Source organism: Streptomyces sp. NBC_00988 (assembly GCF_045162645.1).
Taxonomy (GTDB): Bacteria; Actinomycetota; Actinomycetes; order Streptomycetales; family Streptomycetaceae; genus Streptomyces.
The window spans coordinates 11,235,441-11,249,261 of record NZ_CP108730.1; the positions used below are offsets into that span (position 1 = coordinate 11,235,441).

A 13,821-nucleotide genomic window follows, 5' to 3' on the forward strand; every position below is an offset into this window, starting at 1 on the left:
CCGGGAACCAGAGCCTGTTGATGAGCCACACGACGAAACTGCCGCACCGGCGGCCCGCGCGCCAGGCCAGCGGTGCGGCCCCCACCGCACCACCCCGGGCCCGGCGCCGCCCCACCTCCCAGCAGTGGGCCGCCTGGGGCTTCCTCACCCCGGTGACCCTCTACCTCGTCCTCTTCTACGCCTATCCCCTCTACCGCAACATCGACCTGAGCCTGCGCAACTACACGGTCCGGTCCTTCGTCCAGGGCAACGCACCCTTCACGGGCCTGGCCAACTACCGCACGGTCCTTGACGATCCGACCTTCGCCCCGGCCCTGCTGCACACCGTGGTCTTCACGTCGGTGTGCCTGTTCTTCCAGTACGCCATCGGCCTGGCGCTCGCGGTCTTCTTCAACCAGCGGTTCCGGCTCTCCGCGACCCTGCGGGCGCTCTTCCTCGTCCCCTGGCTGCTTCCGCTGATCGTGTCGGCGTCCACCTGGTCGTGGATGCTCAACAGCGACTCCGGTGTCGTCAACGCGGCCCTGCACACCGTCGGCATCGGACCGGTCAACTGGCTGACCACGCCGGGCTGGTCACTGGCCTCGGTGATCATCGCGAACATCTGGATCGGCGTCCCCTTTAACCTGGTCGTCCTCCATAGCGGCCTCCAGTCCATCCCCGCGAGCCTCTACGAAGCGGCCGCCCTGGACGGCGCGAACGCCTGGCAGCGGTTCTGGCGGATCACCTTCCCGCTGCTGCGCCCGGTGTCCGCGATCACCCTCCTCCTCGGTCTCGTCTACACGCTCAAGGTCTTCGACATCATCTGGATCATGACCAAGGGCGGCCCGGCCGACTCCTCCACCACCTTCGCCACCTGGTCCTACCAGCTCGGCTTCGGCAACCTGCTGCCGGCCTTCGGCCCGGGAGCGGCCGTAGGAAACCTGCTGGTGGTCGCCGCCCTGGTGTTCGGACTGGTCTACGCCAGGGTCCAGCGGAAGCAGGCACTGTCATGAACGGCACTGTCACGAACCGACGCACCAACCGCACGTGGTGGCAGACGGCCATCGGCGTCCTGTTCACCGCGGTGATGCTCTTCCCCGTCTACTGGATGCTCAACGTGTCCTTCACCCGCGACCAGGACATGCGCAAGAGCCCGCCGGACCTGATCCCCCTGCACGGCACCCTGGAGGGCTATCGCGCCGTCCTGGACCAGCAGTTGCCCTACCTCGGCACCAGCCTCGTCATCGGTCTTGGCACGGTCGTACTGACGGTGGCCCTGGCCGCGCCGGCCGGCTACGCCCTGGCCAAACTCCGCCCCCGCGGCGGCGGAGTGCTCAGCTTCCTCTTCCTGGTCGCCCAGATGATCCCCGGCATCATCATGGCGATGGGCTTCTACGCCATCTACCTCAGCCTCGGCCTGCTCCAGTCGGTGCCCGGCCTGATCGTCGCGGACTCCACGCTGGCCGTGCCGTTCGCCGTGCTGATCTTCACCGCGTTCATGTCCGGCATCCCCGGCGAACTGCTCCAGGCCGCGAAGACGGACGGCGCCGGGCCCGTACGCGCCTTCTGGTCGATCGTGCTGCCGATGAGCCGCAACTCCATCGTCACGGTGTCGCTGTTCGCGTTCCTGTGGTCCTGGTCCGACTTCGTCTTCGCCAGCACCCTCGCCAACGGCGGCGCCCACGAGCCGATCACCCTCGGCATCTACCACTACATCGGCAACAACAACCAACAGTGGAACGCCATCATGGCAACCGCCGTCGTGGCCTCACTGCCCGCCACGGTGATCCTCGTCCTCGCCCAGCGCTACGTCGCCGCCGGCGTGACCGCAGGCGCCGTCAAGGACTGACGTCTCCCTGATTCCCGCTCGCCCGTGTGCCGATCACCCCTGCCCACGTGCCGATCACCCCTGCTCCAGAAACGAGTCACGCTGCATGACCGCCGCCCCGTCCGGCCCGGCCTTCTCCGTCCACGACATCCCGTTCAGCACGCGCGGGTCATGGTTCGGCATCTCACCCGTGGTGGCGGAGAAGACGTACGCCGAAGACCTGCACCTCGTCTCGCACCAGAACGGCATGCACGCCGTGCTGCGTCTCGTCCCGCTCGACCCGGCCACCGGCGACCGCGCCGCCACCAGCCCGCACGCGACACCGAGTCTGCTCAGCTGGACCGGTGCCGAAGGCCGCATCGACCTCGCCTACGCATCGCCGGACACCGTACGCCTGCGCGGTGCCGGGCTCGGCCTGCGCATCGGCGCGGCGGCGGCCGTACTGACCCCGTTCAGCGGCACGTACTTCTACCGCGAACCCGGCACCGGGGCCTATGTGTTCACCTCGTACGAGACCGGCCGGCGCTACCGCGTCACCGTGCTGTCGGGAACCGTGACCGAGGCGTCCGGCGCACAGAGTCTGGGCAGCGCGGCGCGAGGTGTCACGATCGGCGCCGGGGGCGGCGCGGCCTGGGAGGTCGCGGTCGAGGAGTACGAGACCGCGCGCCGCCCCTACGCCCCGTCGGCATCCTTCGACCAGGTCGTGGACACCGCGCGCGACGCGTTCGGCGCCTTCGCCGATTCGGTCGCACCTTGGCGCACCTCCGACACGCCCGCTGCGGAACTCGCCGCCTACGTGCTGTGGTCCGCGACCGTCCGGCCGCTGGGCTTCGTCACCCGGCCCGCGGTGCTGATGTCGAAGCACTGGATGGACAAGGTGTGGAGCTGGGACCACTGCTTCAACTCCCTTGCCCTGGCTGCCGGAAGCCCCGCACTCGCCCTGGACCAGTTCTCCCTGCCCTTCGACCACCAGGACGAGACCGGCGCGCTGCCCGACTCGGTGACGCACTCGGAGATCCTCCACAACTTCGTCAAACCGCCCATCCACGGCTGGGCCCTGCGCCACCTGCGCCGACGTCTCCCCGAGCCGCTCAGCCGGGCCGAGTTGACCGAGGTGTACGACCGGCTGGTCCGCTGGACGGACTTCTGGCTCACCATGCGACGCGCACCCGGGTCCGCGCTTCCGCACTACCAGCACGGCAACGACAGCGGCTGGGACAACGCCACCACCTTCGACCCCGAGCGCGTGATCGTCAGCGCCGACCTCGTCGCCTTTCTCGTCCTCCAACTGCGCGAACTCGCCGAACTGGCCGACGAGTTGGGGCTGCCGGACGACACACGCAAGTGGACCCGGACGGCCGACGCGACGCAGACGGCGCTGCTCGACGAGCTGTGGACCGGCGACCGGTTCGTCGCCCGCTCGGCGGACAGCGGAGCCACCTGGACCAGCTCCAGCCTGCTCGACCTGATGCCCGTCGTGCTCGGCGAGCACCTGCCCGAGAGCATCGGCGACGCGCTGGCCGAACGCATCGAGGCCCACCTCACCGCGTACGGTCTCGCCACCGAACTGCCCACCTCACCGCACTACTTGGACGACGGCTACTGGCGCGGCCCGATCTGGGCCCCGTCCACCGTCCTGATCGAGGACGGCCTGCGCCGCGCAGGGCACGAGCGCCTCGCGGACGAGATCAGCGCCCGTTTCCGTGCCCTGTGCGAGGCCTCGGGCTTCGCCGAGAACTTCGACGCCCTCACCGGCGCGGGCCTGCGCGACCGCGCCTACACCTGGACCGCCAGCAGCTACCTCCTCCTCGCCGAGGCCCACGAGCTCCGGCGTGCCGAGACCGCCGAGGCCGTCGGCGGCTGACAGACCACCTGGGCGTTCCGCGCCCAGGCAGCACCCCCTCAACCAGGAGCCGCCATGCACACCACACCGCCACCCCGAACAGCACGCAGACACCGCCCCGGACGGCGAGCGGCCTCGGCCCTCGTCACCCTGTTCGCCGCACTGGCCGGGACCCTCCTGCCCGCCGTCCCCTCCCAGGCCGCCGACACCTCCGTCACCGTCGACTTCTCCACCGCCGGCGGCGCCCCCACGTACCACGCCTCCGGCATGATCTACGGGATGACGCCGGACGGCTCGCTGCCGCAGGACCACTTCTTCACCGACATCAAGTGGCACTTCATGCGAGCCGGCGGCGCCCAGCTCAACAGCGGCGGCTACGCCACCAGCCTCGCCGACTACCAGACCCGCTGGGCCTCAACTCTCGCCCAGTACAAGCGCACCGCGGCCCTCGGCGGCACCTTCGTCCTCCTCCCGCACGACCTGTGGGGCGCCGACGGCACCACCAGCCAGGGCTGGCCCGGCGACAACGGCGACTGGACCCAGTTCGACGCCTTCGCCGCCCAACTCATCAGTGACGTCAAGGCCAACAACATGACGGTCCAGTGGGACCTGTGGAACGAGCCCGACGGCAGCGGCTTCTGGGGCGCGTCCCAGACGCAGTACCTCCAGATGTGGTCGCGCTTCTACGCCAAGGTCCGCGCCGCGTTCCCCTCGCAGCTCATCGTCGGCCCGAGCATCGCCGGCCAGCCGAACTCCTCCAACAGCTGGTGGACGACGTATCTGACCTACATCAAGGCGAACAACGTCGCGCCCGACATCTACAGCTGGCACGACGAACCGGGTGACCCCGCCACCGACGTCGGCCGCGCCAACTCCACGCTCGCAGCGGCCGGGTTGACCAACACCCGCGCCTACCAGATCAACGAGTACGCCACCCTGTCGATGCAGTCCCCGGGCGGTGGCGCCTGGTTCATCGGCCGCCTGGAGCGGGCCGGCGCCGACGGTCTGCGCGGCAACTGGGCCTCCGGCACCGCGCTGCACGACAACGAGGCCAACCTGCTCACCAAGAACAGCGCGGGCCAGTACCTGCCGCTCGGCGAGTGGTTCATGTACCGCTACTACGGCTCCCAGACCGGCAACATCGTCAAGCTCACGCCGGGCACCGGTACCGACGGTCTGGCCACCAAGGACAACTCGGCAGGAAACGCGAAGGTGTTGCTCGGCAGCAGCGGCAACACCGGCACCGTCACCGTCAACCTGACGGGGCTCAACACCACGTCGGTCGTGGAGAACAGCCAGGTCCGTGCCGTCGTCCAGCGTGTCCCGTACAACAGCGGGGCCGCCGTGACCGGCCCTGAGACCATCGCCGACACCACCCTCACGGTCAGCGGCAACGCCGCCTCGGTGAGCCTGCCGTGGACGAACGCCAAGGACGGCTACACCGTCACGCTGCTGCCCCCGTCCAACGCCACCGTGTCCACTGTCGCCGTCAGCCAGAACAGCGGCCAGTGCCTGGACGACACCGGAGTCAGCACGGCCAACGGCACGCAGTACCAGCAGTACTACTGCGAGGGCGGCTACCAGCAGATGCTCGACCTCAAGCCGGTCACCGGCAAGACCAACACCTACACCGTGGTCAACGAGTTGAGCGGCAAGTGCCTGGACGTCTCCGGCGCCTCCACCACCGACGGCGCCGCCGTCATCCAGTACACCTGCAACGCCGCCACCAACCAGCAGTTCACGCTCAACCCCGTCACCGCACTCGGCAACACCCACGACTACCAACTGGTCGCCGTCCACAGCGGGAAGTGCGTCGACGTCACCGGCGTCTCGACCACGGCCGGCGCGCTGATCCATCAGTGGACCTGTGACGCGGCGAGCGTACTGAGCACCAAGAAGAACCAGATCTGGCGGCTGCTCGGTAAGAGCTGACCGCTGTCACGTATGACGGTGTGGAGGGGCAGTTCACATGCCGCTCCACACCGTTCGATCGGAACGGACCTCGATTCGCTCTGGACCCAGCGGCTATACACTGAACGTATACGCAATGTGTATAGTGGCCGGCCATGACGACCACGACCACGAGCACAACCGCGTCCCGTCACGACGCCCCCGTCACCGTCCTCGCCGCGACCGCGGCCTTCGGGCTGCTGCTCGGCTGGGCGACGTACGGCCTGCACGGGATGTCACCCCTGCTGGAGCGGGCGACCAACTCGGTGTCCACGTGGATCATCTGGACCGCCGCGGCCGGTGCGCTGATCCGTACCCGGCAATTCGCCCTGTGGGGCGGCGCGTTGATGATGCTCACCACCTGCACCGGCTACTACGCGGCGTCCGCCCTCGGGGACACCTTCGGGGCCGGAGGGCTCGGAACCGCAGCGGTGTGGTCGGTGGCGGGACTGGCCGGGGGACCGCTGCTGGGCTGGGCCGGATGGACGGTACGGCGCGGGCAGGGTGACGTACGGGCCGTGGCCGGGGCGGCCATCGTGATGGTGGTGCTGGGGGAGGGGCTCTGGCTGGGGTGGACGCTCCACTACTGGGGCGAGGCGGCCGTCTTCCTGACCGTCGGCGCGCTGCTCACCCTCCTCCTGACCGTCTATCTGGCGCGTGCCGGAGTGCACCGCTACTGGCTGTGCGCGGCGCTCGCTCCCCTGAGTGGTCTCGCCTTCTACCTCGCCGAGGACGGCATCCTCAACGGCCTGCTCGGCTCGCTGTGACTCCGGCGGACGGCCACCGGACTCACAGCGATCCGAGCTTCTTCAGGAGACCTGCCGGACCGGCAGCACGATCGCGGACGGATGCTCCGGGGCGTGGAAGACCTGCTGAGTGGCGGCGCGGAGCGTGACAGCGGTGGCTCGGGGTTCGCCGGTACCGAGATTGCGGTTGAAGCGGGGGAAAGCGCCGCTGGAGACCTGGACCCGGATGCGGTGGTCGCGCTTGAAACGGTGGGCCGTCGGCCACAGTCGGACCGACGCGCACGTCGTCTCGTCGGCGTCGGTGAGGCTGAGCAGACCGTCGCAGACGTTCGTCGAGCGCCCCTTCTCGTCCACGTCACACAGGCGCACGAACACTTCGGCGTACGGCAGGCTGGAGCGGAAGTAGATCTCGGCGCTCACCTCTCCGACGACCTCGACGTCCTTGTCCAGGGCGGGAGTTGTGTAGGTGAGGACGTCGGGGCGGGCCTCCAGCTTGGCGTTGTTCACGCGGCCGTACTTCTGCAGGGTCCACATGCGGACGCCCCCGACCGCGGGGGTCGGGTCGGCCGGGTCGTAGTGGTAGTCGTCCGGCGTCGAGTCGGCGGGCAGGCCGGTGGCCAGGGCGCCGCCTGGCTGGAGGTGGAAGCGCTGCGGCTCGTATCCCGGGGGCGGCCAGGTGGGGAAGTTGCGCCACTTGTCCTCGCCCATGACGAACAGGCGTACCGGAGCGCGCTCTGGAGGTGTTTCGCCCTTGGCGAGGGCCAGGCCCGATTCCAGTGCCTCGCGGGTGGTCAGTCCGTCCATCGCCCAGTGCGCCCAGGGGTCGATCGTGACGCGGTGCGGGGTGTCCGGTGCGGTCCGGCGCAGGGTCTGGAAGTCGCGCAGCTGGTTGGGCAGGAACAGGTCGTACCAGCCGCCGACGAGGCTCGCCGGGACGGTGATGTCGGAGACCTTGTCGGCGTGGTCCGCCGCCTGCCAGAACGGGCCGTCGCCGTCGTGGTCGAGGACGTCCTGGAAGTAGCTGTTGCGATGGCCCAGGAGGCCGACGTCCGCCTGGCCCAGCGGCAGGGTGCGCATGGCCTGGAGGATCTCCCGCTCCTCCAGCACGTTGCGCACGTTGGCGAACCTGCGCTCCTGCCGTTCGACCTGGACCGCCCAGGTGAATGGGGTCTCCAGGGCGAAGCCGTCCTCGCGGTTGAACGCCATGGTGAAGGTCGCGTTGGACACCACCGGAACCATGGCCTTGACCTGCGGCGGCACGGCGTCCGCCACGGACCACTGCGTGTAGCCGACGTAACTGGCGCCGACGAGCACGATCGACTCACCGGCCCACGGCTGCTTCACCACCCAGTCCAGGACGCCCAGGCCGTCCTCGCGTTCGCACAGGAACGGGTTGAACGGGCCGTCGGAACCGAAGGTGGCGCGCGCGCTCACAATCACCGCCTGTCTCCAGGGGGACGGGCCGGCGGTAGCGCACCTGGAGGGAGACCGTCATGCCGGGCAGTCCGGCGGCGATGCAGGCCCGGCCCATGAGTTCGTCCAGCAGCATCGCGCTCATGCCGCCGTGCCCGTAGCCGGGCGGGCCTTCGTGGGCGATGCCGAGGGCGCAGCGGCCGACGGCGCCACCGCTGTCCGCGGTCACCTGCATGGGCGGGGCGAGAGGGCTCCCGGCTCCCGTCACGGGGCTGTACATCCGTATCTCCCCGGGGAACTCGTCGACGGCCGGGATCTCCGCCCGGGTACGTCGCCGACCGGTCAACTGCCCTCTGAGAAGGCGGACTTCGTCCCTCATCCGGTGCAGGAGTTCGGTTGGGGCCGCGGTGCGTACAGTGGCGTCCACGAGGGCCCGCAGTTCGTCGCCGAGAGCGGCGATCGCCGCGCGTTGGTGGTCCAGTTCCGCTCCTGTCGAGCCTGCTGTGCCGGGGTTCGGCGCGGGGGATTCGGTCGGTATCGCGTTCATCGAGTTTCTCGGTCGGGGTGTCGTCGTCGTGGTCGTACGTGGTCAGGCGTCGGACCGGACGAAGACGGGCTTGAGGTGCTTCTCGGGGAGTGCGTGGGGGAGTTGGTCCCAGTGGAGGACGTGGGAGACGACGCGTGCGGGATCGACTTTGCCTGAGCGGGCGAGTTCGAGGGCGTCGGGGATGTGGTTGCGGACGTTGTCGCGGGCGATGCGCAGGGTGACGCCGGTGAGGTACATGTCGAGCAGGGGCAGTTCGCCGGGGCGGAAGTGGTTGCCGGCTGACTCGCAAATCCCTTCCGGGGCAAGGGACTTGACGGCCAGGGCGAGCTGCTCGACGCGGCCGGTCGCCTCTACGGCGATGTCGAAGCCGTGCCGGACCGGCTCCAGCGTCTCGGCGGTGGCGGCGCCGTAACTGCGGGCGAGTTCGCGGTGTTCGGGGTCCGGGTCGACGTAGAGGACGTCGGAGGCGCCGAGCGCGCGGGCGATGTCGCACACGTACAGACCGATGCTGCCGCGGGCGACGACCAGGACGCGGGCGCCGGGCTTGTTCTTCAGATGGGGTGCCACCAGGCGCCAGGACAGGGACCAGTTGTCGCTGGCCGAGGCCATCGCGACCGGGTTGAGGCCCTCGGGCAGGGGCACCAGCATGGCGTCCGCGTACGGCACCCGGACCAGGTCGGAGAAGAGTCCGCCCCAACTCCCGCCGATCGGCGCGCCGTACATCGCCATGTGCGGTACGGCCGTGCAGTGGGCGGTGAGTCCCGCGCGGCAGTGGTCGCAGGTGCCGCAGTTGATGGACCAGGGGACGACCACGAGATCGCCGGGGGACACAGTCGTCACCGCGTCGCCGATGTCGACGACCCGGGCCACGCACTCGTGGCCGAGGGTGAACGGCGGGTCGATGAAGCCGTGCCCGGCCAGGATCGCGGAGTCGACGTCGCAGGAAGTGGCGGCGACCGGGGTGACGATCGCCTCCTGGTCCGACTGGAGCTTCGGGTCGGGCGTCTCGCGCCACTCGACGGTGCGCTTCGCGACGTAGGTCAGTTCACGCATCGGCGCGCTGCCCCTTCGCCAGTGCCACCAGGTCGGCGTAGCGGATGACCGAGCCGCCCGCGCCCCAGGTGCCCTCGGCCTGCTCGTGCACCAGCACCCACACGCGCATCGCGTCGTCCTGGGACAGGCCGGCGGCGCCCAACACCGTCTTCGTCGCGTCCTCGACCAGGCTGGCCTTCCGACGCTCGGACAGCGCGCCCTGCGGGACGGTGACGTCCACGAGGAAGCGGGGCTCCTCGTCCTCCGCGGTGGTCTGCGCGCCTTCGGGGAGTTCGACGAGGTAACTCCACGCCTGGGCGCGGAAGAACGCGGTGTCGGGCGCTCCCTCCCAGCGGAGCAGGACGGCGGCCAGGTCGCGCTGGACGGTCTTGCGGCCCTCCTCGGTCAGGGAGCCGGGCGGGACGGTGAGGCGGATCATCGGCATGGCGAAATCTCCCTTTGCGCTGCACACACGGTTTATGACAGTCGTTATATCCGGGGCTCACGCTAGACTATGACGAGCGTTATATCCAGAGACATCCAGTGAGGGGCATCGCCGTGGCCGGATCCAGCGCGCCGTCGCGTGACCGCATCGTGGCCGGTGCGGCCGACATGATCAGCAGGCGCGGCCTGAACGCCACGAGCATCCGGGAGCTGGCCAAACACGCCAAGGCCCCGCTCGGCTCGACGTACCACTACTTCCCGGAGGGGAAGCGGCAGTTGGCCACCGAGGCGGTGCGGTACGCGGGTACGGCCGTCGCCCGTCTCCTGCGCAGGGAACTGGACGCGGGACCGGTCGCCGGGGTGCGCGCCTTTCTCGCCCTGTGGCGGGGCATCGTCGTCGAGAGCGACTTCCGCGCCGGCTGTCCGGTGCTGGCGGTCTCCGTCGAGGAACCCCCGGCCGACGAAATCCCGCCGGCGCTCGTCGCGGCGGCCGAGGCGTTCGAGGACTGGGAGCGGCTGCTCACCGAGGCGCTACGGGAACACGGCGCCGACCACGACCGGGCCCCGGGGCTGGCGGCCCTGATCGTGGCGTCCGTCGAGGGCGCCATCGCCATGAGCCGGGCCAAGCGCAGCATGAAGCCGCTGGACCAAGTGGCACAGCAGCTCGAAGCCCTGATCGACGACGCGCTTGCCCGCCGAGCCTGAGGTTCCTCCGGGCGCGGGGCGTTCGGACTCAGGCGTCGAGCGCCGTGCGGATCGCCTTGATCTTCTCCTCGGTGAACACACCGCTGTCGAGGAGGGAGAGGACGGAGAGGACTCCACCGCTGGAGCCCCAGCTGCCCTCGTCGATGACCCGGAAGTTGACCCACCAGGCAGGCGACGGCGCCGGCAGCCCGCAGGCCTCGGCCATCGCGGCCAGGACGCGCTCGATGACCTCGGCCCGGACCTCCTGGTGCCAGTCCCCGTCCATGACCGCCACGTCGATCACCATGACGTCGAGCCTCTGACCGGTGTCCGCCAGCAGGCGGCCGCCGATGGCCATCATGTCCGGCTCACGCTCGACGAAGTGCACCTGGAACCCGACCCGCGCGGCCGGTGCGAACTGGCCGACCTCCGGCACGAGCACCGCGTCCGTCAGCTTCTCGGCCAGCGCGCGACGCTCCTCCAGGCTCAGGCGCCCCGTCGGGGTGTTCACGGTGATGACGGTCATGACTGCCTCCTATAGCGATCGTTATAGGAGGCAACCTGCACAGGGCCTATAACGGACGTCATACCTGCGGTGAGGGTGAGCGTGGCAGTGCTCCTCTTTCACACAGCAGGGGAGCAGCCGTGACGCCACGATCGACACGGACCTCTCGATCCACCTGAGTTGTCGGGTGAGTCGGGACCCTGTGAGCAGTAGCGGACGTCAGTCGTACTTCCGCTCAGGTGCCGTGGACCAGCCGATGAGGGCGCCGCGCAGGGCGGCCACGAGGCGGGACGCCGCCTCGTCCTCGGTGCGGCCGCTCTTGATGATGTCGAGGATGTCGCGGGGGTCGAACAACGCGTTCCACAGGAACAGCGCTTCGTCGCCGAGGTCGCCGAGGCCGAGGTCCTCGGTGGTCTGGCGGAGTGGTTCGGTGAGCGCCTCGGCCTGGGGAGCGAGGTAGCCGGTGTTCTCGCGCAGCCGTTCCAGGTAGCCGCGGTGCGAGCGCATCTGGGCCATGGCGCCGCCGTGTTCGAGGACGAGGGACACCCAGTGACGGGACACCGCTTCGAGGCGCTGCATGCCTCGGGTGGTCTGGGCCGCGCTGAAGTCCCGCAGTTCGGAGCCGACTTGGGCGCGGAAGGCGTGCAGGACGTCCTCGACGGAGGAGAAGTGCCGGTAGGCGGTCGCGGTGGACACCTCGGCGCGCTTGGCGATCTCGGTCAGGCTGACGGGGGTCGGCGAGTTCTCGAACAACTCCGCGGCGGCCTTGATGAGTTGCCTGCGGTTGCGCTGGGTGTCACTGCGCATGGGTCGACTCCCCGTTCGCGTCGTGGCGGTGTTCACCGCAGGGCCGAGAGGCCGTGGGCCAGACGACGGACGCCCTCGGTGATGGACTCCGCGTCGGCAGCGTACGACAGGCGCAGATGCCCCTCGCCCCGGGCGCCGAACTCGCTGCCCGGCCGGACCGCGACGCCGTGCGTGCGCAGTGCCGCCACGACCTCCACGGAGGGCAGGTCGATGTCGTAGCGCGGGAATTGGTAGAAGGCTCCCTCGGGCGTGCTGAGCGCGAGGCCCGTGACCTTGGCCAGTTCCGTCCGCATGAGTTCGCCGCGCCGCTCGTACTCCGCCCGCATCCGTGCGATGTCGGCGTCGCAGGTCCGTACCGCGACGAGCGCGGCGTCCTGGACGACCGTGTTCACCGAGCCGTTGAAGGTGTTGTGGATGCGTGCGGCGGCCTGGATCAGGGGTGTTGGGCCCCAGAGATAGCCGACGCGCCAGCCGGTCATCGCGTAGCTCTTGGAGAAGGTCTGGCAGTAGACCGTACGGTCGCGCAGGCCGTCGAGGGAGATCGCCGAGGTGAACGGGCGGCCGGTGAAGTCGAGGTCGGCGTAGGCCTCGTCGGAGATGACCAGCGTGGGCGTGCCGTCGAGGAGGTCGGCGAGGGTCTCCAACTCGGCCCGGCTGTGCACGATTCCGGTCGGGTTGCTCGGGTTGCAGAAGACGAAGAGCTTCGCCCCGGCGAGGGCGTCGCCCAGGAGGTCGAGGTCCCAGTGCAGGTCGGGGGCGAGCGGGACGGGGACGACGACTCCGCCGGCCATGCTGACGAGGTCGGCGTAGAGGGAGTAGGTGGGGTCGGGGATGACCACCCTGTCGCCGGGGTCGACGAGGGAGAGGATCGACGCGGCGAGACCGGCGGTGCCGCCCTGGGTGATCAGGATGTCGGCGGAGGAGACCGGTGCTCCGGCGATGCCGGTGAGCTTGTCGGCGAGTGCCTCGCGCAGGGCCGGTTCGCCCAGCAGGGGTGAGTAGTGGGTACGGCCGCTGCGCAGGGCGGCGAGGGCGGCCTCGGTCACCTGCTCGGGCGTGTCGAAGTCGGGTTCGCCCATGGCGAGGGAGACCAAGTCGCCCCCGGACTGCGGCTGTTGGGTCCGGCGGGAGGCGGCGGCGATCCGGGCGACGGCCGCGGCGGGCGCGAACGACGACAGTGGGGTGGCGGTGACGGTCGAGGGCATGCGGTTCTCCTGGAGTGGCAGGGGGGTGTCAGCCCTGGGGTGAGGCGTCGGCGGGGGCGCCCGCCCAGCGGCTGATCTCAAGGTCGGCCGAGGTGTCGCGTTGCCGGGTCGGGGCGACGACGATCTCCTGGAGGACGACCCGCTGGGGCAGCGTGATCGCGAGGTGGATCGCTTCGGCCACGTCCTGCGGCTGCAGCATGTGGGCGCGTTCCTCGACGGCCGGTGGCCGGGCGCGGTTGTCGAGGATCGGGGTGTCCGTCTCGCCGGGCAGCACGGTGACGGCCCGCAGCCCCTGGTTGCGGAAGGTGTTGTGCAGAAAGGTCATGAAGTTGCGGACGCCCGCCTTGGCCGCGCCGTAGGCGGCCCCGCCGAGCAGGTTCGGGTTGACGGCGGCGAGCGAGGAGACCGTGACGATCGTCCCGCCGTCACGGTCCAGCATGTCGGGCAGGACGGCCTGGGTGAGCTGGAAGACCGCCGTGAGGTTCACGTCCAGGACCTGGCGCCACTCGTCGTGCGGCAGCCACTGCGGGTTGAGCACCGACGACGCGCTTCCCGCGTTGTTGACGAGGATGTCGACCGGGCCGCATTCGGCGTGGACCCGGTCGAGGAGACGGGTCACGTCGTCGACGCGGGTGATGTCCGCCGCGAGGGCGAGGGCCGTTCCGCCCTCGGCGTGGATCGTGGCCTCGGCTTTGTCGAGCTCCTCCTGGCGGCGGCCGACGAGGACGACGGTGATGCCGTCCCGGGCGAGGAGGCGGGCCGCTTCGAGCCCGATCCCGCTGCCGGCGCCGGTGATGAGCGCGGTCCGCGTCACTGTTGTCCTCCAGGTGAGACGTTC

14 protein-coding genes are annotated in these 13,821 nt (G+C 69.9%); 6 read left to right on the forward strand and 8 right to left on the reverse strand.

Annotation, left to right across the window (positions count from 1 at the left end):
• Positions 1–20 precede the first annotated feature (20 nt).
• The 5 genes from OG496_RS50600 (at position 21) to OG496_RS50620 (ending at position 6,367) form a co-directional block, all read left to right on the forward strand.
• Complete coding sequence (locus OG496_RS50600) at positions 21–992, forward strand: carbohydrate ABC transporter permease (RefSeq protein WP_405975772.1); 972 nt, start codon at positions 21–23, stop codon at positions 990–992.
• Positions 989–1,828 (forward strand): carbohydrate ABC transporter permease, encoded by an 840-nt coding sequence (locus OG496_RS50605; protein ID WP_405975773.1) that lies wholly within the window; start codon positions 989–991, stop codon positions 1,826–1,828. Before OG496_RS50600 ends, OG496_RS50605 begins: the two co-directional genes overlap by 4 nt.
• Before the next feature lie 85 nt (positions 1,829–1,913).
• Complete coding sequence (locus tag OG496_RS50610) at positions 1,914–3,671, forward strand: amylo-alpha-1,6-glucosidase (RefSeq protein WP_405975774.1); 1,758 nt, start codon at positions 1,914–1,916, stop codon at positions 3,669–3,671.
• A 54-nt stretch (positions 3,672–3,725) separates the two neighbouring features.
• Positions 3,726–5,582 carry an RICIN domain-containing protein gene (locus OG496_RS50615; protein WP_405975775.1) on the forward strand — a complete coding sequence of 619 codons (1,857 nt, stop codon included), beginning with the start codon at positions 3,726–3,728 and terminating at the stop codon, positions 5,580–5,582.
• A 134-nt stretch (positions 5,583–5,716) separates the two neighbouring features.
• On the forward strand, positions 5,717–6,367 hold the full coding sequence (locus OG496_RS50620) for a DUF6518 family protein (protein WP_405975776.1): 651 nt from the start codon (positions 5,717–5,719) through the stop codon (positions 6,365–6,367).
• A gap of 42 nt (positions 6,368–6,409) precedes the next feature.
• Here OG496_RS50620 and OG496_RS50625 read toward each other — a convergent pair whose 3' ends face one another.
• Genes OG496_RS50625 through OG496_RS50640 form a run of 4 tightly spaced genes read right to left on the reverse strand, consistent with a single transcriptional unit; the run spans position 6,410 to position 9,783 of the window.
• On the reverse strand, positions 6,410–7,786 hold the full coding sequence (locus OG496_RS50625) for a CocE/NonD family hydrolase (RefSeq protein ID WP_405975777.1): 1,377 nt from the start codon (positions 7,784–7,786) through the stop codon (positions 6,410–6,412).
• Positions 7,668–8,306 (reverse strand): PaaI family thioesterase, encoded by a 639-nt coding sequence (locus OG496_RS50630; protein ID WP_405975778.1) that lies wholly within the window; start codon positions 8,304–8,306, stop codon positions 7,668–7,670. Before OG496_RS50630 ends, OG496_RS50625 begins: the two co-directional genes overlap by 119 nt.
• Positions 8,307–8,348: 42 nt before the next feature.
• Positions 8,349–9,359 (reverse strand): zinc-binding dehydrogenase, encoded by a 1,011-nt coding sequence (locus tag OG496_RS50635; RefSeq protein WP_405975779.1) that lies wholly within the window; start codon positions 9,357–9,359, stop codon positions 8,349–8,351.
• A complete protein-coding gene (locus tag OG496_RS50640) occupies positions 9,352–9,783 on the reverse strand; it encodes a tautomerase family protein (RefSeq protein ID WP_405975780.1) in 432 nt (143 codons plus the stop codon). Before OG496_RS50640 ends, OG496_RS50635 begins: the two co-directional genes overlap by 8 nt.
• Before the next feature lie 113 nt (positions 9,784–9,896).
• Between OG496_RS50640 and OG496_RS50645 the strand changes: the two genes are divergently transcribed.
• A complete protein-coding gene (locus OG496_RS50645; RefSeq protein WP_405975781.1) occupies positions 9,897–10,487 on the forward strand; it encodes a TetR/AcrR family transcriptional regulator in 591 nt (196 codons plus the stop codon).
• Positions 10,488–10,515: 28 nt separating this feature from the next.
• Here OG496_RS50645 and OG496_RS50650 read toward each other — a convergent pair whose 3' ends face one another.
• From OG496_RS50650 to OG496_RS50665, 4 genes are all read right to left on the reverse strand, one after another.
• Complete coding sequence (locus OG496_RS50650) at positions 10,516–10,992, reverse strand: 4-oxalocrotonate tautomerase family protein (protein ID WP_405975782.1); 477 nt, start codon at positions 10,990–10,992, stop codon at positions 10,516–10,518.
• Positions 10,993–11,190: 198 nt separating this feature from the next.
• Positions 11,191–11,778 (reverse strand): TetR/AcrR family transcriptional regulator, encoded by a 588-nt coding sequence (locus OG496_RS50655; protein ID WP_405975783.1) that lies wholly within the window; start codon positions 11,776–11,778, stop codon positions 11,191–11,193.
• Positions 11,779–11,810: 32 nt separating this feature from the next.
• On the reverse strand, positions 11,811–12,983 hold the full coding sequence (locus OG496_RS50660) for a pyridoxal phosphate-dependent aminotransferase (RefSeq protein WP_405975784.1): 1,173 nt from the start codon (positions 12,981–12,983) through the stop codon (positions 11,811–11,813).
• A 28-nt stretch (positions 12,984–13,011) separates the two neighbouring features.
• Complete coding sequence (locus tag OG496_RS50665; RefSeq protein WP_405975785.1) at positions 13,012–13,797, reverse strand: SDR family oxidoreductase; 786 nt, start codon at positions 13,795–13,797, stop codon at positions 13,012–13,014.
• Positions 13,798–13,821: the final 24 nt, after the last annotated feature.

What these genes read in the sequence shown, in the direction of transcription:
- OG496_RS50600 (WP_405975772.1), top strand. Translation starts at nt 21, where the DNA reads ATGAGCCACACGACGAAACTGCCGCACCGGCGGCCCGCGCGCCAGGCC.
- OG496_RS50605 (WP_405975773.1), top strand. Translation starts at nt 989, where the DNA reads ATGAACGGCACTGTCACGAACCGACGCACCAACCGCACGTGGTGGCAG.
- OG496_RS50610 (WP_405975774.1), top strand. Translation starts at nt 1,914, where the DNA reads ATGACCGCCGCCCCGTCCGGCCCGGCCTTCTCCGTCCACGACATCCCG.
- OG496_RS50615 (WP_405975775.1), top strand. Translation starts at nt 3,726, where the DNA reads ATGCACACCACACCGCCACCCCGAACAGCACGCAGACACCGCCCCGGA.
- OG496_RS50620 (WP_405975776.1), top strand. Translation starts at nt 5,717, where the DNA reads ATGACGACCACGACCACGAGCACAACCGCGTCCCGTCACGACGCCCCC.
- OG496_RS50630 (WP_405975778.1), bottom strand. Translation starts at nt 8,306, where the DNA reads ATGAACGCGATACCGACCGAATCCCCCGCGCCGAACCCCGGCACAGCA.
- OG496_RS50635 (WP_405975779.1), bottom strand. Translation starts at nt 9,359, where the DNA reads ATGCGTGAACTGACCTACGTCGCGAAGCGCACCGTCGAGTGGCGCGAG.
- OG496_RS50640 (WP_405975780.1), bottom strand. Translation starts at nt 9,783, where the DNA reads ATGCCGATGATCCGCCTCACCGTCCCGCCCGGCTCCCTGACCGAGGAG.
- OG496_RS50650 (WP_405975782.1), bottom strand. Translation starts at nt 10,992, where the DNA reads ATGACCGTCATCACCGTGAACACCCCGACGGGGCGCCTGAGCCTGGAG.
- OG496_RS50655 (WP_405975783.1), bottom strand. Translation starts at nt 11,778, where the DNA reads ATGCGCAGTGACACCCAGCGCAACCGCAGGCAACTCATCAAGGCCGCC.
- OG496_RS50660 (WP_405975784.1), bottom strand. Translation starts at nt 12,983, where the DNA reads ATGCCCTCGACCGTCACCGCCACCCCACTGTCGTCGTTCGCGCCCGCC.